This window comes from Cupriavidus basilensis (assembly GCF_008801925.2).
GTDB lineage: Bacteria > Pseudomonadota > Gammaproteobacteria > Burkholderiales > Burkholderiaceae > Cupriavidus > Cupriavidus basilensis.
Window position 1 is genome coordinate 301,893 of sequence record NZ_CP062805.1, and the last position, 24,634, is coordinate 326,526.

General features: G+C 61.0%; 20 protein-coding genes and 1 pseudogene. 5 read left to right on the forward strand and 16 right to left on the reverse strand.

The window, feature by feature from the left end; translation table 11 throughout:
• The first annotated feature begins 249 nt into the window (after positions 1–249).
• Positions 250–717: a hypothetical protein gene (locus F7R26_RS36930; RefSeq protein ID WP_234788184.1), complete on the forward strand. Its 468-nt coding sequence runs from the start codon at positions 250–252 to the stop codon at positions 715–717.
• 335 nt (positions 718–1,052) lie between these two features.
• Here F7R26_RS36930 and F7R26_RS36935 read toward each other — a convergent pair whose 3' ends face one another.
• The 7 genes from F7R26_RS36935 to F7R26_RS36960 all read right to left on the reverse strand — a co-directional run bounded on the left by F7R26_RS36935 (position 1,053) and on the right by F7R26_RS36960 (position 8,074).
• Entirely contained in the window at positions 1,053–2,498 is a 1,446-nt protein-coding gene (locus F7R26_RS36935; RefSeq protein WP_058697650.1) for an IS1182 family transposase, read from the reverse strand.
• 185 nt (positions 2,499–2,683) lie between these two features.
• On the reverse strand, positions 2,684–2,881 hold the full coding sequence (locus F7R26_RS41660; protein ID WP_327077295.1) for a hypothetical protein: 198 nt from the start codon (positions 2,879–2,881) through the stop codon (positions 2,684–2,686).
• 24 nt (positions 2,882–2,905) lie between these two features.
• Complete coding sequence (locus tag F7R26_RS41665; RefSeq protein WP_327077297.1) at positions 2,906–3,055, reverse strand: hypothetical protein; 150 nt, start codon at positions 3,053–3,055, stop codon at positions 2,906–2,908.
• A 20-nt stretch (positions 3,056–3,075) separates the two neighbouring features.
• On the reverse strand, positions 3,076–4,041 hold the full coding sequence (locus tag F7R26_RS36945) for a Bug family tripartite tricarboxylate transporter substrate binding protein (protein ID WP_058697651.1): 966 nt from the start codon (positions 4,039–4,041) through the stop codon (positions 3,076–3,078).
• A 130-nt stretch (positions 4,042–4,171) separates the two neighbouring features.
• Complete coding sequence (locus F7R26_RS36950; protein WP_058697652.1) at positions 4,172–5,272, reverse strand: porin; 1,101 nt, start codon at positions 5,270–5,272, stop codon at positions 4,172–4,174.
• A 180-nt stretch (positions 5,273–5,452) separates the two neighbouring features.
• Positions 5,453–6,871 (reverse strand): MFS transporter, encoded by a 1,419-nt coding sequence (locus F7R26_RS36955; RefSeq protein WP_233528069.1) that lies wholly within the window; start codon positions 6,869–6,871, stop codon positions 5,453–5,455.
• A 279-nt stretch (positions 6,872–7,150) separates the two neighbouring features.
• Positions 7,151–8,074, reverse strand: a complete 924-nt coding sequence (locus tag F7R26_RS36960; protein ID WP_058697654.1) for a dihydrodipicolinate synthase family protein — start codon at positions 8,072–8,074, stop codon at positions 7,151–7,153.
• Between the two features lie 190 nt (positions 8,075–8,264).
• On the opposite strand from F7R26_RS36960, the gene F7R26_RS36965 reads away from it, so the two are divergent.
• Positions 8,265–9,194, forward strand: coding sequence for a LysR family transcriptional regulator (locus F7R26_RS36965; RefSeq protein WP_058697655.1), 930 nt, complete (start codon positions 8,265–8,267; stop codon positions 9,192–9,194).
• 50 nt (positions 9,195–9,244) lie between these two features.
• Complete coding sequence (gene panP / locus F7R26_RS36970) at positions 9,245–10,894, forward strand: pyridoxal-dependent aspartate 1-decarboxylase PanP (protein ID WP_058697656.1); 1,650 nt, start codon at positions 9,245–9,247, stop codon at positions 10,892–10,894.
• A 302-nt stretch (positions 10,895–11,196) separates the two neighbouring features.
• Here the strand turns inward: panP and F7R26_RS36975 are convergent, their stop codons facing one another.
• Genes F7R26_RS36975 through F7R26_RS36990 form a run of 4 tightly spaced genes read right to left on the reverse strand, consistent with a single transcriptional unit; the run spans position 11,197 to position 16,307 of the window.
• Positions 11,197–11,610: a hypothetical protein gene (locus tag F7R26_RS36975; RefSeq protein ID WP_058697657.1), complete on the reverse strand. Its 414-nt coding sequence runs from the start codon at positions 11,608–11,610 to the stop codon at positions 11,197–11,199.
• Positions 11,607–13,484, reverse strand: coding sequence for a site-specific integrase (locus tag F7R26_RS36980; RefSeq protein ID WP_143010704.1), 1,878 nt, complete (start codon positions 13,482–13,484; stop codon positions 11,607–11,609). The genes F7R26_RS36975 and F7R26_RS36980 overlap by 4 nt, the downstream gene beginning before the upstream one ends.
• Positions 13,481–15,157 (reverse strand): hypothetical protein, encoded by a 1,677-nt coding sequence (locus F7R26_RS36985; protein ID WP_058697659.1) that lies wholly within the window; start codon positions 15,155–15,157, stop codon positions 13,481–13,483. The genes F7R26_RS36980 and F7R26_RS36985 overlap by 4 nt, the downstream gene beginning before the upstream one ends.
• Positions 15,144–16,307: a tyrosine-type recombinase/integrase gene (locus F7R26_RS36990; protein ID WP_058697660.1), complete on the reverse strand. Its 1,164-nt coding sequence runs from the start codon at positions 16,305–16,307 to the stop codon at positions 15,144–15,146. Before F7R26_RS36990 ends, F7R26_RS36985 begins: the two co-directional genes overlap by 14 nt.
• A 385-nt stretch (positions 16,308–16,692) precedes the next feature.
• On the opposite strand from F7R26_RS36990, the pseudogene F7R26_RS36995 reads away from it, so the two are divergent.
• Both F7R26_RS36995 and F7R26_RS37000 read left to right on the forward strand, forming a co-directional pair.
• A pseudogene (locus F7R26_RS36995) lies at positions 16,693–17,124 on the forward strand (SOS response-associated peptidase family protein); the annotation flags it as partial.
• A 63-nt stretch (positions 17,125–17,187) separates the two neighbouring features.
• Positions 17,188–17,640 carry a zinc-finger-containing protein gene (locus F7R26_RS37000; protein ID WP_058697662.1) on the forward strand — a complete coding sequence of 151 codons (453 nt, stop codon included), beginning with the start codon at positions 17,188–17,190 and terminating at the stop codon, positions 17,638–17,640.
• Between the two features lie 20 nt (positions 17,641–17,660).
• On the opposite strand, the gene F7R26_RS37005 is transcribed toward F7R26_RS37000, so the two are convergent.
• The 5 genes from F7R26_RS37005 to F7R26_RS37025 form a co-directional block, all read right to left on the reverse strand.
• Positions 17,661–20,810, reverse strand: coding sequence for an error-prone DNA polymerase (locus F7R26_RS37005; RefSeq protein ID WP_058697663.1), 3,150 nt, complete (start codon positions 20,808–20,810; stop codon positions 17,661–17,663).
• Between the two features lie 5 nt (positions 20,811–20,815).
• Positions 20,816–22,279, reverse strand: a complete 1,464-nt coding sequence (locus F7R26_RS37010; protein ID WP_058697664.1) for a Y-family DNA polymerase — start codon at positions 22,277–22,279, stop codon at positions 20,816–20,818.
• Complete coding sequence (imuA, locus tag F7R26_RS37015; RefSeq protein ID WP_058697665.1) at positions 22,206–22,910, reverse strand: translesion DNA synthesis-associated protein ImuA; 705 nt, start codon at positions 22,908–22,910, stop codon at positions 22,206–22,208. Before imuA ends, F7R26_RS37010 begins: the two co-directional genes overlap by 74 nt.
• Before the next feature lie 242 nt (positions 22,911–23,152).
• Positions 23,153–23,932, reverse strand: coding sequence for a DUF3800 domain-containing protein (locus tag F7R26_RS37020; RefSeq protein WP_058697666.1), 780 nt, complete (start codon positions 23,930–23,932; stop codon positions 23,153–23,155).
• Positions 23,933–24,035: 103 nt separating this feature from the next.
• Positions 24,036–24,185: a hypothetical protein gene (locus F7R26_RS37025; RefSeq protein WP_158577658.1), complete on the reverse strand. Its 150-nt coding sequence runs from the start codon at positions 24,183–24,185 to the stop codon at positions 24,036–24,038.
• Positions 24,186–24,634: the final 449 nt, after the last annotated feature.

The following is a 24,634-nucleotide window of genomic DNA, read 5'->3' on the forward strand; positions in this document are numbered from 1 at the left end:
AGGCCTGCCTTGCAACCGGCATGCTCACCCGTTAAGGGCGTGCCCCTGCAGGGTCAGGCCGCCGCCACTAGAATGGCTTCTTTAGCCACAACGCCACGGTGACAGCGATGTGCTATTCCGCGCAGATTCACGCCAGCTATCGAAAGTACGTTCGGGAATTCGGGGCCTCTGACAGTTTTGAGCATTTTGTCGAACTCTTCTGGGAGAAGCGCAGAGACGGCGGCTGGTCCAAACTGCCTAAAGCAATGCGTGCCGTCTGCCACGAACGACAAGGAGCGCGCTGTCGCCGACCTTGTTGCGGCGGGTGACAAAGATCAGGCGATAGCCTTGGAGACGGAGCTGTTCCAGCAGAAGACACGGCTGACTGCCGCCGAGCGCGCATTGGCAGGCAAGCCGACAAAGAAGGCGGAAAACGATCAACGCGTCGCGACTGACAAGATCGCGAGGGCGCAGCGCAATCTAGCAGACCTGCAGCGAACTGATTTGCTGGATCGAGACTCGCGTATTTTCCCGGGCCACTACGCGCCCGTGATGGTGGTGCAGGATGGCCAGCGAGTTGTGATCCCGATGCGCTATCAATGCAGGATGCCGGGGTGGACGCCCGCGATGGAGCGACAGAAACCCGGTACATACAACGCTTTGGGAACGTTGCTAACAGTTAGGTGGAAAAATTTTTGTTCCAATCAACCACTTAGGGCGGCTAACTCTTTTCCCTAACCCTTTCGTTCTGAGGTTGAATCCTTTGTGGGCCTATGGCCAGCGGTGCGGCCGGCGCGCCAACTTCGCTGCGGTACTCGAAGGATTGACGCCAGTTCAACTCAGCGGCTGCTCCTACTCTCAGGCAGAGTTGGGAAGGCGATCGTCTCTGATCGACCGAGGCCGTGTGGAAACGTCTCTCGAATCGCACCAATGCGCGCCCCCTCCGGGGCGTAGCCTGCCTTATCGAATTTTCGGCCAATCCGGTCGTCGGCGGCGTCGAAACGGGTGGGAACAGCGCTAATGGGGCCCCTGAGAGCGATCTTCAGCCCCATCTTTTGCGCGCAAATGGGTGCTTACGCACCCACCAGGCGCATGGCCTTCATTGTTTTCGAGAACCCGAGAATTCGAAGGACGCGCTTCAGGTTGTACGCCAGAACATGCAGGCTCATTTCAGTTCCTACATTCGGCAGCGTGCGCGTCAAGAAGTGCGTGTAGCCCATCCAATGTTTGAAGGTTCCGAAGACATGCTCGACGGTTCGCCTGCGAACCGTCATTGCATCCGGCATCTTGTCGAGCCGGCGCTGGACGGCCTCCAGCACTTCCTCATGCTCCCATCTGGAGATGCGCCGGTACGGACTCGGCGTGCATTGCGACCGCATCGTGCACTGAGGACATGCACTACTCCAATAGCGGCGTAGCTGCAGTCCGTGTTCTTCTCTGGTGAAGCGGTATATCGCACGTTCTCCGGCGGGACATTGATATTCATCGTCTCGGGCAATGTAGATGAAGTCCGCCCGAACGAATCGACCACCTACCTTCGCGCTGGACCTTGCTGGCTTGGGCAAGATGGCAGCAATGCCCGTATCCGCGCATGCTTTGATCTCCTGCGCACTGAAGTAGCCACGATCAGCTATGGCTTTAAGCCTGGTCTTACCCATCGCATCGCGAGCAGCTCGAGCCATCGAGCTGAGTTGCGCCCGATCATTGCCGATATTGGTGACCTCATGAGCAACGATCAGATGATGCTTGGCATCTACGGCCATCTGTACGTTGTAGCCGACCATTCCAGAGCCCTTGCCACTTGTCGCCATCGAGCGCGCATCAGGATCGGTCATCGAGATCTGACCATCTGGCAGCGTCTTGAGCTCTTCCTTTATCTGGTCAAGGCTATGCATCTGTTGACGCAGTTGCACAATCTTCTCGCGCAGTCGAGTTGTCTTGAGTTCTACCTCCGCAGGCTGCGTGCGATCCGCAGTCTCCAGCGCGCTCAGATACCGCTGGATGCTTTCCTCAATTTGCTGCTGGCGCTTGTCGACCTTGCCAGCGGTGAAATTGCGGTCCCGAGTATTGACTGCCTTGAACTTGCTGCCGTCGATGGCGACCAGGGCCTGTGAGAACAACTTAAGATCTCGGCACAGTACAACGAAGCGACGGCAGACATTGCGAATGCCCGTGCCGTTATCCCGCCGAAAGTCTGCAATCGTCTTGAAGTCCGGCGCCAGTCGACCGGTAAGCCACATCAGTTCTATATTGCGTTGGCATTCGCGTTCCAGACGGCGGCTGGAGTGGACCCGGTTGAGGTAACCATAGATGTATATCTTTAACAGGACAGCAGGATGATATGAAGGGCGACCTGTAGTCGAGGGATTGGTACCTTCGAACCCGAGCGACTCGAGATCCAGTTCTTCAACAAACGCGTCGATGATCCTGGTGGGGTTGTCCTCGGCGATGAAATCATCGAGGCATTCTGGAAGCAGGGTAGCTTGCTTGCGGTCTTCTCCCTCTATGAATCGCTTCATCCGATCCCCCAGTCTGAATGCGTTGACTCAGTCTAGGTGATCGAGACGTTTTCACACAGCCTCGACCCCTCTCGGTCATCCGCGAACGCGAGCTCAATGTCCAATGACCGTGGTATTGCAGTCACCGATCCTGCTCAAAGGGGAATTCCTGCGGCGGCCGAGGACCGGCATGTGAATCCGGCCGCTCACACCCAGGTCAGCGTTTCCTCCGTAAAGAGGTGACCGGCCATGAGGTAGTCGCCGTGTTCAATGGCAAGCTCCTCCAGATTGCGCAGCGTATCCTCAGACAGCGCGGCCATGTCGAACCTGCAGTAGAGGTAGCGCTGCCTGAATGTGGGCTTCTCCATGCGCAGGCCGTGCACCAATGCTTCGGGGGATGCCACGGAGACATGCTCGACGGCGCGATACTACACGTCGACACCGTATTGACGGCCGAGTTGCTCCAGTTCGATCGCGTCCTGCCATGCGGTCTCGTAGTCCAACTCAAGCGTGCCGGCACCGCGACCATGGATGTGTTCCACCGTGCTGGCCCGGTCGCGTGCGGTATATGTGCTCATCGTGGCTCTCCAAATGCCGCTCAGTCGAGCTTGATATTTGCCTCCCTGATCAGGGTGCTGAATCTGGCCTTCTCCTGCCTAATGTATGCGGTGAAGTCCGCCGGCTGGGACGTCGTGGCGCTGAATCCATACTCGCCCAATACCTTGACCGCTTTTTCCGAAGCCAATGCCTTCGCGACTTCATTCCGAATGCGTTGAGTCAGTTCGGCGGGCATTCTCGCAGGTCCCCACAAGCCGTACCAGGAAACCATCTCGAAGCCGGTCAATCCCGACTCTGCAACCGTCGGAACGTTCGGCAACGCGGCAATGCGCTTCGCACTAGTGACTGCAAGCGGCTTCAGCTTTCCACTCTTCACATGGGGCAGCGTCGATGGCAAGGCATCCACCATGGCATTGATGTGGCCGCCCATGACTTCCGTCAACGCCGGAGCCGTACCCTTGTAGGGGATGATCTCGAACTGGAGCTTCCCGTCGTGCTTGATCGCTTCTTCGGCCAGGTGGCTAGCCGAGCCGACTGCTGAAGTTCCAAAGGTGTACTTCCCGGGCTCCTTGCGGATGGCGGCCATGAACTCCTTGAGGTCCTTTGCTGGAACACTGGGATGCGCCGTCACGAGCATTGGGACGCTACCCAGTTGTGTGATCGCCGTGAAGTCCTTTTCGATGTCATAGGTCGTTGCGCTCATCAGCATCGGCGTGGCCACGAAGGTCGATGCCTGCACAAGTAGGGTGTAACCGTCTGGCGCCGAGGTCGCTACCAACTTGCTGCCCAGCGTTCCGCTGGCTCCGGGCCGGTTATCGACAATAAATTGCTGGCCGAGGTTTTCGCTTAGGCGTTGCGCAACAACCCGCGTAACAGCGTCCACTGTTCCACCAGCGGGGTACGGCACAACGATTCTGACGGGCTTGTTGGGGTAGCTCTGGCCGAGAGCCAGCGTGGCGGCAAGACCAAAGCTTGTGGCCACTAGCGCTCTCAAAATACTTCTCATTGTCGTCTCCTGATATTGACTTGCATGCTTGCCGCTCTGCCTCGACTGGCGAGCGTCCAGAGAAGGGATTCTTGCATCCGATGCTTTCGCCTGAGCTCTTGCTCTTGCCATAAACAGGTATGGCGCCGACTCAGAAGACATGCTTTATGCCAATCATCGCACCAAACTGGTTGCCGCCCGGTGCCGGCGCGCTGGTTCCGACGGCGCTGCCACTGCTGACCGACATGGCCAGTTGGCCCCGGTTATCAATGAAGCCAGTCGTAAGATAGGCGGAGGTCCGCTTGGAGAAGGCGTAGGCACCGCGCAGGGCCGCGAGCCATGCCTTGTTGGCACTATGGTTGAATCCCAGATAGTAGATCTGCCCCGCGAGATTGAAGGCGGGCGTGATGTCGTAGGCCAGGCCCGCATAGTACAACTGGCTATGGGACGTGGTGCTGCCCTCATTGTTCCGGAAGGTGCCACCGATGCCAAGCTTCGTCCTGGACAGGACCATGTAGCCACCAAAGTGCAGGCGATCGTCCTTGAGGCCGCTGTTCACCAGCCCTGCTGCAGCACCGGCGCCTCCGCGCAAGGAATCGTATGCAGTTGCCAGGCCCCACCAGCTTGCGTCATACCGCAGCATCACTGACCATTCACGGCAGGCCTTGCTGTCGGCGGGATTCTCTCCGGCGCAGTTGGTTCCCGCGGGGTTCTGGCCAGCATTGACTGTGTCGCGCCCGAGGCTGTATGTCGCGCCGACAGTCAATCCGCCGAATGTACCCTTGTAGGCGATGGCATTATCGGCGCGGGCATTGGGTCGATAACTATCCAACGAGTTGGCGCCGTAGATGTTGGGCCCCAGTACGTCAGAGTCCAGCGTTGACCAGAAGGTCATCGTCCACTGACGGCCGAAGGAGAGTTGTCCCCACTGATTGCTCAGCCCCACAAAGGCCTGGCGACCGAACAAGCGTCCCCCCTGATTTGACGATCCGGAGTCCGGGGCAAAGCCGGATTCCAGGACGAAGACGGATTTCAGGCCTCCCCCAAGGTCTTCAGTCCCGCGCATCCCCCAGCGCGAAGGCACGGTGGCAGTCAGGTTCGGCATCCGCACGACACTGTCTTTGCTGGCACCAATATTGTTCACATACTCGACCCCGGTGTCGCCGAGGCCGTAAAGCGTCACTGATTGTGCCGAAGCGAACATCGGTGCGGCGCAAAGAAGGCCCGCGTACCATTTCCCGCAACTCCTCATGGGTGTCTCCTTGTTATGGCGAGTCGTTACAAACTTGTGAAGGCAGGCGAGCGGTCTCCCCCCAGCACCGTGCGCTCGATACGTTTCGAGTGCACGGCTGCAAGGGATACTGGGTCCGATGATCGCCGTGAAGCGTCTGACGGCAGCGGTCTGCGCTGCTGCGTTTGGCAGGTCAGCCAGTCAGGGTGAAATCTCTTCCAGCGGGCGGTTGGTGGTTTCGGTCATTCGGCTGGCCGCGACAAGGCCGACCACGCAGGCGCCCGCAAACATCAGGAAGACGGTGGCAATACCCTGTCCCGTCAGTACCATGCCGACAACGGTCGGTGCGGTGGCGGAGGCAGCTCGTAGCCATGACGTCGCCAGGCCGGTTCCGATCGCACGGATACGCGTGGGATAGATTTCCGGCGTGTACAGGTACAGCAGCACCGTCGCCGAACCCATCACGGCATAAGCTGAGGATGCAAGCAGCATGACCGACCAGGGGCTGGCGGCGCCGAACGCTCCGAGGACGGCGAGCAGTATGCCGCTGACCACGAAACACCCCATGGCCCAGCGACGACGACCCACGCGGTCCACCGAGAGTGCGCAGACAAGAACGGCACAGGTGCTGAGCACGTTGGAGAGCGAGGCCATGTGCAGCGACTCCTGCAATGGCAGGTGATAGACCGTCTTGTACAGACTCGGCAACCAGTTGTTGATGCCATTTGCAACGAAATAGGAACTCGCCCATAGCAGCCATACCACCACCGTACGGCCACGATAGAACGGCGAGAACAGCTCCTTCCAGTTGCCCTTTTTCTGCGAATGGAGGCCCCCGTACAGTTCCGAGATGCGCCGGTCCATCTCTGCGGCGTTGTGCTGCGGATCGAGGTTTCGCTTGGGGGTGCTGGCCTCGATTTCGCCGATCACGCGCTCTGCGTCGTCGAACCGGCCTTTGGCGATCAGCCATCGTGGTGATTCCGGCAGCCGCATGATCAGCAGTGCCACGACCAAGCCGGGTATCCCGCCAACCAGGAACATGTACTCCCAGCCAAAGCGAGGAACCAAGAAGGCACCTACCTGGGCCGCCAGCATTAGGCCAACAGGGAAGATCAGTTCATAGAGCAGGAAAAAGCGGCCGCGGCCATGGGCTTGCGACAGTTCATTGATATAGGTTGCCGCAACCGGTACCTCGCCGCCGACACCAATGCCCTGGATGAAGCGGCACAGGAACAGCATGTGAAAGTTGCCGGCAAAGGCGCACGCCACACTCATGACCGACATCAGGGCCACGGTTACGGTGGCACTCGGCACCCGGCCCAGGCGCTCGGCAAGCCACCCGAAGCATAGTGCGCCGATGACCTGCCCAAGGTACCCGGCAGCGATCAGGACGCCGATCTCGCCCGGCGATAAGTGCCAAAGCCCAACCAGGACCGGCATGACAAACGCCAAGGACAGTGCGTCGAATGCATCGAACAGGGTAGCACTGCCCATAACAATGCGGGCTTTGGTGTGCCACCTGCTAAAGGGAACATTCTCGATGCGAAAGAGAAGTTGCGCTGCCCGCTGCTGCGGATCAAATGGCGCACTGCTTGCCGCATCGTTCCTGCCGCTGTACATGGGTGCGACCGTAGTGGTGTCCATGCTGTCTCCAAGTTGACTGGCTCATGGTGTGCGAGCACCGGCCATCATTATTTTTGCGTCATCCGCTTCTGCCGTCGCCACGGTCTTTCGCACCCCAAGAGCCACTGGAAGTCCGCGACAGGGGGCAGCCCAGAAGCTCAGGTCAGCGTGAAGCCTCGTATTCCTCCCGTTGTGCATGCCTGCTGGCTACAGCAAAATGGGAAAAACACTGACGCGGCTAGCAGGCGCAGCCGGATGGCTGCGCCTGGCCACCGTTCAGCCTACGATGCCGGCGGCGCGCATCGCGTTTGCGATTTCAATGTCAGCACCCGGGGCGAGCGGCAGCAGCGGAGAACGCACGGTGGCGTGTTCCAGGATGCCGCGGGCAACCAGCGCATGCTTCAGCGCCACAGTGCCTTCCATGTGCGAGCCGCGGTGGTAGACGTTCTTCGTGACAGGCAGCAGGCGATCGTGGATGGCGCGGGCGGCCTTGTAGTCCCGTGCCTTGCCGGCCTTGATTAGCTCGACCAGAAGTTCCGGCGCGATGTTGCCGTAGCCCACCAGCAGACCGTCCACGTCAAACATGGTGTGCAGCAGATACTCGTCGTGACAGCTCAGAATCTGCAGATCAGGGCGCTCGCGACGAATCACGGGGATCTCGGTGTCCCAGCGGCGCATGTTGCGCACGCCGTTCTTCATCGCGAATACGCCGGGCTGCGCCGCGATGTCAAGCTGGGTCTCCAGGTCGTAGGTGCACTTGGTTGCATCGGGGTACTGGAACAGGATCAGCGGCAGCCCACTGGTCTCAAACACCTGGCGGTACTTGTCCTGAGGTGCGCCCTTCTGGTAGCCGAAGCGCAGCCAGCCGTGCGAGGGGTAGAGCAGGCCGGCGGACGCGCCCGCCTGGACCGCGCGCTTGGCTTCCTCGGCGGCCACCTCGGTGCCTTCCAACGTGATGCCGGCGATGATGGGAATGGCGCCATTGACTGCCTCGACGAAGGTTTCGATGACCTTCATCTGCTCCGCCTGCGTCAGAAAGGTGCCTTCGCCAGCGTGGCCGAGCACGGTCAGGCTCTTCACGCCATCGATGCTGCCGAGCCAGGCGCCCAGCTTCTTGCAGGCGGCGTAGTCCACCGCGCCGTCGCGGGTGAAGGGCGTAACCGGGGCAGGATTGAGGCCGCGGAGGTCGATATCTTTCATGTCACTTCCTGTATGAGTATGGGGTTCACCGGGTGCCGGATGCTTTGCCCGGAGAGCCTGCCGCTGCTAGTGTCTCCATAACGGCGGCGGGCATGTGAGGCAGTCTAGGAGTCGCCATGGCATACCGGAAGTGCCATGCTGGATATTTCAGATATACTGATTCCGTATAGCATGGAAGCCAAGGCAAGCGATGAACTACTCCGCATGGAAACTGTTCCTGGCGGCTGCCGACCTGGGCAGTCTGAGCAAGGTGGCTCAGTCCTATGGCACGAGTCAGCCCCACATCAGCCGCCAACTCAATGAACTTGAGCAGGAGTGCGGGGGGCGTCTATTCCAGCGCACGGGTCGCGGGGTGGTGCTTACCGAATTCGGAGAGCGCGTGGCGCCCAAGGTCCGGGCGTGGGTGGCAGGCACGGACCAACTGGTCAACGACATCCACTCGACCTCAGGCAAGCCTATCGGCACAGTTCGCATCGGAATCCTGCCTTCCATGGCGCATCCACTGGTCAGCACGCTTTATTACCGCTTGAAGGAGCGCTACCCCCTGGTGCAACTCAGTGTTCGCGAGGGGCAAGGCGCGCAACTGGAGAACTGGCTGGAAGCTGGACACGTCGATCTGGCTATTCTGTTCCGCCATAGTCCGATGCCAAAGCACGGCGACGTGTACTTAGTCGAAACTGTGACCTACCTTGTGGGCGCCGAGGGAGACCGCGTGACCGCCAACCCCACCGTACAGTTTTCCGCGCTGCACAACCTTCCCCTGGTAATGTTCTGCCGACCCAATAGCTGGCGCGACCGATTGGATCAATTGGCACTGGAGCATGGTGTTGCGCTGAATGTCGCAGTGGAGGCCGATTCGCTAAGCCTGCAGACCCATATCGTCGCCGACGGGGGCATGTACGCGCTGCTGGGGCCGTATGCGATTTCCAACGCCGGCCGGGATTGCCGCTTGCAGGCATCGAAGATCATCAATCCGCAGATCACCCGCCATATTGCGTTGGCCATGTCGCGCCATGGTGAACTCACGCTAGCGTGCCGCACCGTCATGCAGCTTGTCCGTGAGATTGCGCAATTCGGGGGACCGGAGTCGACCGGACGTGGCCTCGAGGTCTCAACTTGAGAGGTCCTGCGACACCTGGATCTGGTACCGATCAACATTGGGTAATGCAAATGAAGCCGGACATCTCTCGCGAAGGGACCTCACAAAGCACGGACGGGGGCGACGACTGCCCCTTGCGCTGGTTCGACGCGGATCGGGGTGCATTCGAATCGCTCGAGCGATGGATCGCCGAGCATCCGGCGGATTTCTTTGCGGGTGAGCATTTTGATCCGGTTGGCGCGTGCGCTACACGCGAGGCTGTATTCGCGTCGGTTGAGCTGCCCGAGACGCCGACATCGCCGCAAGCGCATGCCGATCATCTGCTCAACGACGTGTTTCGGCACGTGATGCCCGTGGCATCGCCCACGTTCGTCGGACACATGACGTCGTCGCTGCCGTCGTTCATGCCCTCGCTGGCCAAGGTGGTGGCAGCGCTGAACCAGAACGTCGTGAAGCTCGAGACGTCCGGCGCGCTGACTGGGCTTGAGCGCAAGGTCATCGGCATGCTGCACAAGCTGGTGTTTGCCCAGGACACCGCGTTCTATGCGAGATGGTTGCACGATGCCGACCACGCGCTCGGCGCGATCTGCTCCGGCGGCACGGTTGCCAACCTCACCGCGCTATGGGCGAGCCGCAACAACTTGCTGGGCGCGCGTGATGGCTTCGCCGGCATCCATCGCGCCGGACTGGTGGCTGCGCTGCGCCATTACGGCCATGACGGGCTTGCGGTCGTCGTCTCAGAGCGCGGGCACTACTCGTTGCGAAAGGCAGCCGATGTCCTTGGCATCGGGCGCGACAATCTCGTGCCGGTCGGGGTCGATGCAGACGGTCGCATGCGCATCGACCTGCTGCGCGATACCATGCGTGACCTGCAGCAGCGCAACATCCGGCCGATGGCGATCGTCGGCATAGCGGGGACGACCGAGACGGGCGCGGTCGATCCGCTCGACGCGATCGCGGATGTTGCTCAGGAGGCCGGCTGCCATTTCCACGTGGATGCCGCATGGGGCGGCGCAACACTGCTGTCGGAGCGCGAGCGCTGGCGCTTCGCGGGCATCGAGCGTGCCGATTCCGTCGTCATCGATGCGCACAAGCAGTTCTACGTGCCGATGGGCGCCGGCATGGTGCTGTTCCGGCACGCGGCGTGGACGCAGGACATCATCCAGCATGCGAACTACATCGTGCGCAAGGGCTCGGTGGACCTGGGGCGCCATACGCTCGAAGGATCGCGCGGCGCGGCGGCGATCATGCTCTATGCGAACTTTCATCTGCTCGGTCGCAAGGGGTTGGCGCAGTTGATCGAACGTAGCATCGATAACGCCCGCTACTTTGCATCCCTGATAGTGCAGCAGCCGGATTTCGAGCTCGACAGCCACCCGCAGCTTTGCATCCTGACCTATCGCCATGTGCCCGAGACCGTGCGTGCCGCGCTGGCAACCGCTTCGGCCGGCAGGCGCGAGAAGATGCTGGACGCGCTGGATGCGCTGACCATCAGCATTCAGGAAATGCAGCGCGATGCCGGCCGCTCATTCGTATCGCGCACGCAGTTGACGTCGACACAGTGGAGTGGCCGCCCGATTGCCGTTTTCCGCGTGGTGCTGGCCAACCCGGATACGACGCATGCCATCCTGCAGGACATCCTCGACGAACAGCGCGCGCTGGCGGCGGCCAGCCCATGCATGGCGCCGCTGATGGCACTGGCGGTGGCGCCGGACGCGTGAGGCATTTGCAGTTGGCGAGCGCCAGTCGTCGACCGTCTCTCACTGACACCTACGGCCGAGGGTACAGCGGAGCCTACAATTCAGCTTGTGCTGATAGACGGCTCTCTCTGCGGCCGCATCGCGATCGGCAGCGGACGCTCGGTATGAAAAATCGAACGGCTCTTCATGGCCGGAAAGCGACTTCCGCCAACGGCACAAACGGCGATGTCTGTGAATTGGTATCCGGACCAACAATTATCGGAGTCTGTTCCGCGCTTGGTATGGTTTCGTAGCGGCATGATCAGCCTGCGAAGCCGTGGGCGTCAGTTTTGACGTCGCTTGACCATCGGCACCACGTCGGAATCGCCCAGCCGCGACCGTAGCATGGCATTCTCAGCGAGCAATACCTCGTTGATCGATGCCAGCCGACTCACATCCGAGCGGAGGTTTGCAATCTCCTGCCGAAGCTCACGAGTTTTGTCACGTGCCGCCTTTAGCTCCAGTTGCTTTGCGTTGCGCTGAGCGCGACTGTCGCGACCTTGGGCTAGTCGAATGGCTTCAGCGATCTTGGGGTAGTGGTTGTGGATGAGCGGACCGGTCACCCCAGCCTCTTCGGCAACTGCGCTGATGGTAAGCTTCTTCGCCTTGGTGTGGCGAGCACGACCTTGCTGGATTCGAAACATCGCCAGGCGTAGATCCTTCTCGCGCTGATCTGCTGGCTTGCGTTGTTTGCTCATGGCGCGGCAGACTCCGAATTGTCCCCCTGACTCAGGGTCACCAACACATCGCGACAACGCTGCATGTCTCGGCGGACCAGATTTCGTCCGCCTTCGCCGATGTCATCACAGGCTAGCACCTCCTGCAGATGATCATGGAGGCCCCGATAGAGCGGAGCGTACTCTGGCCCGATGACCGCGTTATTGCAGCCGCTGCAACGCGTGCGCTCTAGATCATTGCCGACACACCGGTTATCGTCGGCTGTGCACCACGCATGCCCGTTGCTGCGGATGGACGTACTTTCCGCCAACGACCGAACCATCTGGCGGTGGTCTTTGAAAATGGTCACGGCCTGGCCGCCCCGCCAGGACACGATATTTCGACCGTATCCACCGGCTAGGGCGGTGCCGGGTCGCAGCCAGCCTTCCACGACTTCATTCTTGATGTCGTCGAGTTCAGTCTGGATCTCGGCGTAGAGGGCAATCTCCTGTGACTCGTTGAGAGCGTAGCCTAGCGTCATGTCCATCGACCAATGCTTGAAGTGTGATCGTAAGTACCGCAGGTCTCCGAACTGACTCCGGGCGGCATAGCTTGCGAACTTCCGGCGAAAGTGATGGCTGGCCAAGTCCCAATCCAAGCCGCAATTCTGCGCAAACGATTTCAACGCCTTGTTCCACGCCCCTAGTGACATCGTGCGCACCTGGTTGCCTCTGTTCGGCGTCATGGCCACGAAGACGGCGTTCATATGCAGTTGCGCCTCGGCAAGCTCAGGGTCCAGGGGGTTCTGCGAACGAAGAGCTTCGATCTCGGCCTCGATCACGGCCCGATAGGGAGCAGACCACCGCTCCATCACCTTCAGCGCAGTCACAACCGCCTCAGGAACCATCCACTCTGCGCGGCCTTCGCCTGTCTTGGTGGATTGCGAACGCATCCAGTTGTAAGTCCGGGGCTCACCCTTGTCGTCTGCGGCCGCCTCCGTGGCGTAGCAGGCTCCCCTTTGGACAAAGCCGAGTTCATGGTTGCGGCACCCGGAAAGGCTCGCCACGACGATGTAGCAGGCGGTGCGCAGTTCGATCACCGCCTTGTTGAACTCCCACATGTCCGCCCAGCCCCGACTTCGGACGAAAATACCCTCGGCCGGTGTCTTCCCGCCGGCCGCCTGCCGCAGGATCAAGATCTCATCGCGGACATCAAGAAGATCATCGGCTGCTTCAACCAATGACCAGGCGCGCTGAAAGAGAGTGGTGAACACATCGTCCGGCATAAGCGGGGTCTTGCCTCCCCGAAACCCCGTTCCTTGACCGGTCAGACCGGCCAAGTGGGTGGCCGACGTGCCGGCCCAAGGATGGTCAGGCATTACATCCCTCGTGTACTGACTCAACTCATGGAGCGCCTCGACAGCGCCGTATAGCTGTCCAAGCGAGGAGGCTTTCAGCAGTTCTCCCGCTCTGGCGGAACCTTGCCGCTGGCGATGCTGTCTGCAGAAGTCAACGAACAGCGAGCACGCGAAGGGCGTGACATCGGCCAGCCTAGTGATGTTCAATCGCACCAAGTGCTGCAGGAATGACTTGGCGTCCACAAGGAGCTTCGTCACGGCGCGAGGCGACGGCCTTTTCTTTCCCTCGCGTCCGCGGCGCATGTAGTGCCACAAGATCGCCTTCATCGTGGCCCGCCAGCCCGCGGGTATGGCGTTGAAGTCTACGTACTGTTCCGACGCTCCCTTGTTCGTAGGCTGCCCGACGAGCCGCCACTTTGGGTCGCCGTACCGGCTGAGGATGACCACCTTGCCGTTGATCGTGCAAGTCGAGATGATGGTGGCGGCGAGGTTGTCCTGATCAAGGATTGGCTGGCCGACAGGCTCCTGGTCCAGCGCTCTTCTGGCTAGGGACATCACGCCAGTGAATTCAATTCGTTGATGATTGTGGGGCTGGCCCAGAGGGGGTGAGGATCGTGTCGTGCCCGTTCTCGGGCGGCATTCACCTGCTCAGGCTTGAACAACTTGCGGCGAAGGCCGGCTTGGATGACGTCGCGGTCGATCAGACGAGGGATGTGGGCAAGGTGGTGGTCCCAGCGGCGCTTATCCACGCGCGGGCGCTCGCGCAAGATCCGAAAGTAAAACGAGAACAACCGCCATAGGTCATCGCCGGTGACGACGTAGTTGCGGCAGCGAAGACAGTTCAGAAAGCTTTGGCAAAGGTCGCCGTTTCGTTTTGGGGCATACTCGCCGGCGGTGGTGTCCGAGCACCGGCCAACCGGCGTTCGTTCAGTGGCACCGAGGGTGTTTGTCAAAAGCTCCTCGACCAGCACCAGGCCCATGAAGCGCCAGTTTTTGCGGGCATCTTCGCTAGGTCGCAGGTAGTTGCGCATGGTGACGACGAGTGAGTTCCCAGCCGCGGTCGCGGTGGCGACGACATCGCCGTCCAGAATCTCGTACACGCGGTTGACGAAGGTCTTGCGCAGCCGGCTGACGTTGATCCGCATCGGCTCGCCGTCATCGCCCCGGAGGTCGTACGTCCTGACCAGCTTTTTGATTGCCTCTTCGAGGGTGCCGTGCGTCAGTGCGCTGACGCGACTTTCACTGTCCCTACTTCGTCGATACAGCCATACTCGATCACGAATGTCTTCCGGCGCCTCACGGCGCAGGCCAGCCGTCAGCGCAAGAACGCGGCGAATCAACCCAGCTACCGTGGAGCGCAGTGTCGGCGTAGATTCCACAACACGCATCACGGAATTGGATGCGCGCAGCGCCACCTTGGTGGAGGAGTAACCTCGGCGCTTGAACACGACCAGAAACTCTATTCCTTCCTTTGGATGCGCGCGCAGGCAGTTCATCGGCATCTCTAGCAATGGCGTGGTGTTCCGACCCGTGTGCAAGGCTACGACCAGCAGGGCATAGGCTGCTAGTGTTGCCGTGGGTTCTGCGTCCTCTCCAAACAGTGGCTGCACCGCCGTCCTCACGGCAAGCGTGAAGGCCTTCTTCTCGGTGGCAGATAGCGGGCGCTCCCCTTTGCCTCCGCGTGTCGAGCCGGGGAAGGGGTTGCTGGGGAACGTGGCTTCACTGCCGCGTTCGATCACGTGGACCAGTCCTCGCCGTCCCAAGGCCTGCAAGACGGACTTGGTATAGCTGTACGCCGTTCGCTGCGAGTCCGTGGCGATGCCTTGGTCTCGGAGAAAGAGCAGGTAGCTATCTATGGTGTCGCGGGTGATGTCGGTCAGGCGCATCGGTCGGCCGTTTGCGGTGCCGAGCATGGTTAGGTGCGTCAAAAATCTCGCGAGGCCTAGTTTGCAGTAGCCCACGACAGTCGTCACCTGGACGTCTGAGTCCTGCTTGCCGAGGAAGCGCTCAACCTGCCGCTGACAGGCATAGGTGATCGGGTCAATGCCGACGCCGTACCAAGGGGCGAACTCGAATGTCCGGAGCCTGGTGGTGTTCCGTCCGAATCTCACTTCAGTGCAGCTCGGAGGCATTGCTGCCGCGGTGATGACGATCCTCCCCTCAGCATCGCGCTCATGCTCTATCTGAGGAATTGTCAGATCCGTCTTGAAGAAGGTCTTACGCTTGCCCATTCAGCGCATCCGCCAGGTCATTGAGTTCGTCGTCGTACGCCAGCACAGCCTCGTCAGCCAATTCATTGACCAGATGCAGGTACACCATCGTGGTCTGCACTGAGGCGTGGCCCAACTGCTGCTTCAGAAACACCAGGGGTTCGATTCGGCTTCGGTCGCGGACCCGCTGGAGCGAGACGAGGGTGTGAGTCGCGTACGTATGGCGCAGAAGGTGAGCCCACACGCGAACGCCGGCCTTCCTGCCGATCTCCTTGATAATACGATTCAGACTTTTTCCATCGTCCGTAAACCGCTCGCCGAACTGATTGAGGAACAGCGCCTTTTGCGGCGCCCCGCTTAGCGAGGAGCGCAGGCCGCGCTCATGGATTGCGTAGTGGTTCAGGTCCTTCATCAGCCGCCGGCCGATGTAGATTGAGCGCGGCTTGTTGCCTTTGGTCTGCATCCCTTGGCCATCCTCAGGATCAAGGTGGACACGGATGTTGCGCTCTGGCCGTCCGGCAAGGTCTGGATCGAAGACATAGGCGCGCGGGAAGGAGGCCAGTTCCTCCCGGCGCAGGCCAGAGCCCACGGCAAGCCTAATAATCATGCGATGATGAGGGTTAGCGGCTGCAGTCAATAGGGCATGGACTTGTGTGAGGGTGAGATATTGAGGCAGGTCCTTGCGAGCCCTCGGCATCACATCGCGCACGGCTTTCGTTCCGCCACTTCCATCGGCATGCGCGAGAAAGCCCCCCGTACGCATCGTTCGTCGCGTCTCATAGCCAAAAGGAAGCTGCTTGATCCAGCCCCTCTGCTGTGCGAAGGAATAGAACTCGCACACGTATAAGAGACGGTTCCGTACAGTATTGCGTTGGAGACCCGCAGTTTTGAAGCAGTAGTCTCGATAGGCGGCGAGCAGCGTTTTTTTCTCTCCGCGATCTACGTCGTCCCAACGCAGGTCGTGCGCCTGAAGGAAGCTGAAGTAGTCGTAAAGAGAACGCCCTGTCGGTTCCCAAGAATTACGCGAGCCGATAGCACCGCGGAGCAGGTAGTGGCGCAGGAATTCGTTGGCTTCCGCGCAGCTCTCCATGCTGTCCCATAGGAGGATTGGGAAGCCGGGGTAGGGCCGCCCGCCCATAACAAGATCCTCAGTCGATGCGACAAGACGCATCAGAGCTGCTTGGCCTTCAACACTGCTACGGCGCGCTTGAAGTCGAGCCGCATCAGGTGCATTACCAGATCGACCGCACCTCCACCGCCTCGGTTCGCACGTGTATCTAGGAACCGGGGTCCCGTGCACAGGATTTCGTAGTCCACGCCGTCCACGTTCGCGTGCCAGCGAGTTGTGCCATGGCTCTGCCGTGGTCTAAATTGCCCATCCTGCTTGGCGTATTCAGCAACTGCACGAAGGACCACGACCGCCTCCAGTCTTCGCCAGCGCGCGAGAGTGAAGTTATCCACAACCCTCCGACCCATTTTTCCCTCCCCCGCGCCCCCACCGGCTACTCGTCTTGGAAAGACTAGTAAAATTCCTAACAGATACAAGGTTCCAGAACAACGCCAGACGCGACAATTTGAAGAAGGCATGGCGACAGCTATACGGCTATCGACACGGCATCATGATCGTCAATGCTTTCTACGAAAATGTCGCACGGCATCGGATGGAGCAGCGAGAGCTGGCACCTGGCGAGCAGCAAGAGAGCGTGGTTTTGGAGTTCAGGCCCGAGCCGCAGCAGGACATGTTGGTGGCGTGTCTATGGTCGATCAGCAAAGGAGGAGAGGGCGAGGCCGATCTCTATTCCTTCGCTGCCATTACCGACGAGCCGCCCGCTGAGGTGTCGGCCGCAGGGCATGATCGTTGTATCGTGCCAGTCAAGCCCGAGCATGTGGAAGCCTGGTTGAATCCCGACGCGAAGAACTTGGCCGCGCTCGATGCAATCCTGGACGACCGGAACCAGCCCTACTACGAGCACCGGTTGGCAGCGTAGGGAACGAAGAATCCCGATTCCATGTCGTAGAATCGCTCACCTCCTGGCAACTCAGGGTCATTGATGCGTGTTGGCCGACCGATACCTGCTCCTCCTCAGCCCCTCTGCGATTACTGCGGCGGGAAGGCGGTTCTTGCCCGCGTGGGAGAAGAGGCATACCCGTATTTGGAGGACCACGGGCCTGTGTGGATCTGCTCCCCGTGCCAGGCGTGGATCGGCGTGCGTGCGCGAAGCAAGCAACACACCCCGCTTGGAAGATTGGCCGACGCGGCATTGCGCGAAAAGAAGAGCCGACTGCACGATGCCCTCGATCCGTTGGTCACTGCGAAGATGCGGCGCGACGGTGTCAATGCCTTTGAGGCGAGGGGCAAGGCAATGAAGTGGCTGATTGCATCGCTCCGCATTCCAGTCGACAGTCCCAGCATCCATGCCCTTTCGCTTGAGCAGTGCGAACAGGCCATCCAATGCATCGCCGAGTTCCAGGCCTCACGTGGGCGAGAGCCTTCGGGTTCCTGATGAGGGCAACGAGGATACTGTTAGCAGAAATTCCTGCTCGCGGTGTCCAGGGATCCAAGCATGGGCGACAAGTCGACAAAGCGTTGCGCGATCAGGTGCCGCACCTCGCCTTCGCATTGCCACTGGCCATAGACACCGAGTAGGGAGGCCGTCAATACCTCGCGTCGGTACTTCTCCATCACGGACGGCCAGACGATGACGCTGACGGTACCGGTCTCGTCCTCCAATGACAAGAAGACCACGCCATTCGCCGTGCTCGGCCGCTGCCGTACGGTCACGATTCCGCAGCCACGGGCAATCTGCCGCGTCGCGTAGGTGGCAAGCACGTCGGCGGGCACAAAGCGCAATGCAGCAAGCTTGTGGCGGAGCAGGGCAAGCGGGTGGCGGTTCAGCGTGAGGCCGAGCGAGCGATAGTCGCTGACGATCTCCTCGCCTTCCGTTGGCTGTGAGAGTTCGGGCATTGGCTCGTCCAGATCCGCGGGCCGCAGCAGATCCTTGTCAGGTACCGCTGCAGCCGCCTGCCACATCGCCTGGCGTCGACTACCCGTAAGGCCAATCAACGCATTGCCAGCGGCCAGTACATTGACATCGTGCCGGTCTAGCGACGCTCTGCGAGCAAGAACCTTGACGGAGGCGAAGGGCCGGAGTGCGCGTGCCGTTTCGATGCGTTCGGCCGCTTCGCGGCGCATGCCCCTCAGCTGCGAGAGGCCCAGGCGTACAGCCAGCACCGAGCCTTCATGACTTTCCAGGCTGGCGTCCCAGCCACTCACTGTCACATCAACAGGAAGAACCGTGACGCCATGGCGCTTGGCGTCCTGCACCAGCTGGGATGGCGTGTAGAAGCCCATCGGCTGGCTATTCAGCATGGCGCAGAGGAAGGCGTCAGGCTCGTGGCACTTGAGCCACGCACTCGCGTAGACGAGAAGTGCGAAGCTTGCTGCATGGCTTTCCGGAAAGCCGTACTCGCCGAAGCCCTGGATCTGCCGGAAGATGCTCTCCGCGAACTCCAGATCGTAGCCGCGCTCGAGCATGCCCGTCACGATGCGTTCGTGGTATCGCTCCAACCCACCTTTTCGCTTCCAGGCGGCCATGGCGCGACGCAGTTGATCCGCTTCCCCAGCTGAGAAGCCTGCCGCCAGCATGGCTACCTGCATCACCTGTTCCTGAAAGATCGGTACACCCAGCGTGCGGGACAGGGCTTGCTCCATCTCCGGGCTCGGATAGCTGACCGGCTCCAAGCCCTGCCGGCGACGCAGGTAGGGATGCACCATGCCACCCTGAACCGGGCCCGGCCGAACGATCGCCACTTCGATGACGAGGTCATAGAAGGTGCGCGGCTTCAAGCGGGGCAGCATCGACATCTGGGCGCGCGACTCAATCTGGAACACGCCCACCGTATCCGCCCGCGAAATCATCTCGTAGGTCTTCGGATCTTCCGCTGGAATGTCCTGCAGCTCAAAGGCTTCTCCGCGTTGTTGCGTCACCAGATCCAGGGCTCGCCGGATCGCAGACAGCATGCCGAGCGCGAGGACATCAACCTTGAGCAACCCCAAGGCGTCAAGGTCGTCCTTGTCCCACTGGATCACGCTGCGATCGGCCATGGCCGCGTTCTCGATTGGCACCAGCCTGGAAAGCTTGCCACGCGCGAGCACAAAACCTCCTGTGTGCTGGGAGAGATGCCGCGGGAAGCCAAGCAGCGACACGGCCATGTGTGCCCAGCGTTGGGACAATGCCGCTTCCGTATCCACGCCGCTTTCGCCAAAACGCTTAAGGAGATCCGCTTTGCTGTCGAACCAATGGTGAGATTTCGCGACCAGGTCGACGATCGCGGGATCCACACCTAATGCCTTGCCTGTGTCGCGCAGCGCGCTGCGAGGCCGGTAGGTGGTCACCGCGGCAGCCAGTGCCGCGCGGTCCCTCCCGTACTTGCGATACAGGTACTGGATCACCTCCTCGCGGCGCTGATGCTCGAAGTCGACGTCGATATCGGGCGGCTCGGCGCGCTCTTTTGAAATGAACCGCTCGAACAGCAGGTTGCCGCGTGCCGGGTCAACTTCGGTAATGCCGAGACAGTAGCAGACGGCGGAATTGGCTGCGGACCCGCGACCCTGGCAGAGAATGCCGTTGGAGCGGGCGAACCGCACGATGTCGTAGACCGTCAGGAAATAGGGTTCATACGACATGTCGCGGATCAGTGCGAATTCATGTTCGAGTTGCTGCTGGACGGCAAGGGGGATGCCGTCCGGATAGCGACGGTGCGCGCCGACATAGGCTTCGCCCCGCAGATAGTCGGACGGCGTGACGCCATCCGGCACCACTTCTTCGGGATACTCGTAACGGAGCTCGTCCAGCGAAAATTGACACAGGTTTGCAATGTGGACCGACTCCGTCAGGTAGCGGTGCGGGTAAATGTTGGCGAGTCGCAAGCGGGAGCGCAGGTGCTGCTCGGCGTTAGGCAGGAGGTCATACCCACATTCGGGAACCGGGCGATGCACACGGATGGCAGTCAGCACGTCATGCATCGGCTTGCGCGAGCGTACGTGCATGGTGACGTTGCCAGTGGCGACGATGCGCAGGTGATGTCGCGCCGCGGCCGCTTCGACCGTGCCGCGGTGGATATCGTCCATCGGCTTGTAGAGCAGGCTCAATCCCATCCACGCCCTGCCAGCAAAAGTCGCGCTCACCCATGCCGATTGCGCCTCCAGCTTCTCGGCCGCCACGCCATAGTCCGGCGTGAACACGATCAAGCAATCTGGCAGCCCCTTCAGATGCTCGGACGGCGCTTCGGGCGCGGCCAAGTCGCGTGGGGTCAGCACATAGGAACCCTTGGCGGCGCGCATGCGCGCGAGCGTGATCAGTTCGCACAAGTTGCCATAACCTTCGCGGTTACGGGCAAGCGCAAGGAATGAGAGCGCGGGAGAGCCGTCGGCGTTCTGCAGCCGGAACCAGGCGCCAATTACAAGGCGAAGGCCGGCATTCCTGGCCTCTGTGTGGGCACGAACGATGCCCGCTAGCGAGCACTCGTCCGTGATGGCGAGCGCGTGGTAGCCCAACTGAGCGGCGCGCTCAGCGAGCTCTTCCGGCCGTGAGGCGCCGGCGAGGAAGGAGAAGTTGGAGCGGCAGTGCAGTTCCGCGTAGGCGGGCAGACCTGCCTTGGCGTTGATGTCCATGGTTTTCAGCCGAAGAGGCCATGCAGATACCACCGAGCCTCATCGCCTTCTCGGCTGCCCATGCGTTCCTGAAAGATCCAGTAGCAGGTGTGGTCCTTCGCCTCCGCAACGAAATAGTCGCGTGTCACCAGCTGGCCGCCCCACCAGCCCGACTCGATGCGCTCAGGCGGTGAGACGATACGCAGTGGCGATCCGTAGAAGGGACGGTGGTCGCGTTCAATCAGCGGCACCGGCTTGCCGAGCAGCCAAACAGGACGTGGCAGGCCTGCGGGCAACGTTGCGCTGGGCGGCTTGTCAGTGGCAGACTGCCAGCTGTTGGCGACTTCCGGGCGGTAGTCTGCACGCAAGCACGGTTGGCGGACATTGTCAGCGCCGAGGCGTGCCACCAGCAACTCAAGCAGGCGTGCATGGTCCGCCGGCGTGCCGCCCGGTTCTGGAAACAATGAATCGCTGGGGGGTGCCACCGGCTCGGTCTCGATGGCAGACACCGCGACGGCAATCATCGGCGCCTCGACAGTCAGCCGCGTCAGACGCTCTTTGAGCAGGCGAACCAAATGCTCTTCATGCCAGTTGGGCTCGGCCAGCGCAATCTCAATCTTCGTTGGTGCGATGGCAGCGGGGCCGCGCTCGTGGCGCAGTTCGACCGCAAACCGCTTGATGGCCAGGTGCCGGGCGGTTAGCCAGCCGACCATCTGTACCAGCAAGCCGCGAGTGTAGGCAAGGGCGGACTCAGCGTTGTCCATCCTATCCGGAAGATCCACCGCGGCGTCAAACGATGGGGGAGCTTCGACCCATTCGAAGACTTCAGGTGCTTCCCCATGGGCGCGATCCAACGCCTCAAGGATGGCGGCGCCGCATCGGCGCTGCAGGCCTGCGCGCGGCAGCCGGCGCAGGTCTCCTAGCGTCCGACAGCCGAGTCCGTCCAGCCACTCATCAAACGGCCGCGCCGCCGGCAGGATCGCAACGGGGATGCCGACCAGCGCTCGCACCAATGTGGGCATACTTAATGCCGTTCCGCCACCAGAGCGCGCAAGTAGCCAAGCGCCTTCGGCGGTTGGTGCGCATCCCGCGACAGGACTGAACCCCATTGCCCTGACGGCCGCCAGCATCCGTTGCCGCAGCTTGCGGACGCCGCCGAATAGTCGCAGCGTGGTGCTGATGTCGACAAGCACCGCCGCCTCCTCGGACGCAGCGACATTGGGCGAGAACTGCAGCATCGCCATCATGACACGCTCGAGCGCCGCCAGTTCTGCGCAACCATCGCGGTCAAAGAGAATGGTCTGCGGTGCGATCGTCTGTACGCCACCGCGGCGCATTGCCGGCTTCACGCCGGCCGCAATGGCCAGCGGCGACGCCATATGCACGCGCTCCCTGTCCAGGACAGCAACCGCTAGCTCAGTGGACCAGTTCGGTCGGAATACTTCGAGGGGCAGGGACGACAGGCGCAGGCAGATCCACAGGCGCAGCATGGCGATACAACAGAATGGGGGAGGGCTGCAGCGCTATGTGGAGCGGCGATTCCTGCTGCGGGCCTCGACGCTTAACGAACTGCACACGAATTCCGTCCGATGCGGGCTCCAATGTCAGGCGCAGCGGCGCCGGCGAGGCATCGCGTGCACAGGCCGTCGGACGAACCACGAAGAAAAGGACATCGGAGGCTTGGGCGGCAAGATGCAGACGCCGAAGCGCATCGTTACGCAGGTGCGACTGCCAAAAGACGAGCGCTCCGCAGGTCCCGGCGCGCAAGATCTGCTCCGCGGCCCACAGGGCGTCAGCGGTGTGCCGGGTTTCGATCCAGAGAGTCTGCGCGGACGGGACGCCCCAGTTGGCGAGCGCCAACGCTTGAGGCGCGTGCGGCGGTGCCAGAAGCGCGACAGGGCGGTTCGAGCGCGCGACGAGAGCAGGGCGTAGCAAGCGCAACTCGCCGATACCCGGCTGGCGCTGCAGCAACTCCGTCAGGCAACCGATCGGCCAGCCGCCGCCCGGAAGCTCCTTGTCGAGCGACGGATACCCGGTTGGAACGGTGCGTGCGTTGCCCCGAGCAAGCTGCGAGGCAAGCCAAAGTGACGGATGAATGGATTCTGGGGCGACGGTTAGCATGGCGAGCTCCTGCCCCCAGTGTACTGTATATTTATACAGTATTCACCTGCATTATCCGTCACATGAGCGGTTCCATCGCGCGATCGCTGCCACCAGCGGCCAACCAGCCCTGTTGCGAAAATCGCATCAGGGCTCGTATAATTTGGGTGTTGCAGGCAAGCGCGGAGCTTGTAGAGGTCGTCGAAAGACGGCAGCCCGTTTTGGGTGGGATCCTCGAATCCGGGGCCTGCAACCGTCTTTTCTCAGTCGTCGCGCACCGCGGCGATCACACGCCGACGCTCCCCATCTTCTGCGTCGCCGCACCAAAACTTCAAGCCGTAGCCGTCCACCTGTCCATTGCGCCGATACAGGTTGCGTGCGAGCATGCGCAGGTATCGGTCTTCCGTCTCCCCATACTGATTTCTGTGGACTGCGTAGAACGCGCTCGTCGCCACGGCGTCGGCGACCTGCAGGCCTGCCAACTGGTCGTGATTCACTGCGCGCACGCCATCAAGGTCGAGGCTGTCCCAATGGATGCGGCAGTCTTCCCGGCCCTGCAGTCGCACAAGGTAATGATGGAGGTCGGCATAGGACATCGCCGATCGGTTCGAGAAAATCAGTTCGGCCTTACCATCACCCTCACCAGGGCGCGCGGTATCCCTGCACAGCCAGCTCACGCGTTCCAGCAAAAGGCGGATCGTGTAGCGGTATAAGGAAAACGCCTCCTGCTGAAAAACCTCCGGGTCGGCGATTGAGGGCTTGTGGACCAGCACATGCACGTGCCGCAGTGGCGCCTCCCCAATCATGCGCGCCAGAGGCACCCGGTGCTCATGCCGCAGGTTGCGAAAATGCAGGGGCGATTTAGCAGGCTTCCTCAGTAGCTCCCTAGCGTTCTTGACGAGTTGCACCATTGCTAGGTCGTTCACAGTGCGAACTACCGTGGCGGACTGGACGAACCACCTCGAACTACCTTGCTCGTTGGGAAGGAACACAAATCCTTCGTCGCCCGACTCGTCGATATAGACGCGAAAGCTGGAGGTCATGCGTGATGCGTTGGTTATATGAGGGTGCCATTATGAGGCACACCAAAGGGCCGGGCTTCAAAATGATCTCGCTATGGACGCTACTTGGCCGGACGGACGTGCCCTATCCGTTGTCGGAAATGGCGGCAGGCGTCTGTAGTGGGCGCCCCGTCACGCCGATCACGATCTGCAACGCGCTGCTGGCGATCAGGGCGAACCGACACTTGTCGATGTCGAAGTCCTTGGTGTCCACGCTGAACAAGGGGTCGGCCATCGGCCTTGTGTGGGCTCATAAATCTGGAAGAATGCGTGGCAGGAGTTTTACTGGCTTGCCCTTCTGGGACTTCTCGAGGGGCGACCAATCTTCTGTTCCTGGGCTGCCACTTCTTATGGCAGAAACGTTCCCCTTCGGACCAGAAAGTCTTTGCAACGGTAGTTGAACGATTGAGCAGTTCCTCCAGCCGCAGCCCTTCCACCACGGTGGTATGGTCTTCGCTGCAGCAGCTCATGGCACAACCTCGCACGGCCTTGCCCTCGATGCAGCCACTCCTCCAGGCGAGTGCCTGGTCGGAGGTCGCGGCGACCGGCGTCGAAGTCGGCGCGCCAGGCTCGTGCGTTTAGAGTGACAGCCAGCGGCTAGAGGCCTTTTGTCGCGGCCTCACGATGAACTTGCGGCCGGCGCTGTCACAATCGCTAACTAATTTGATAGCTTACTTCACGACC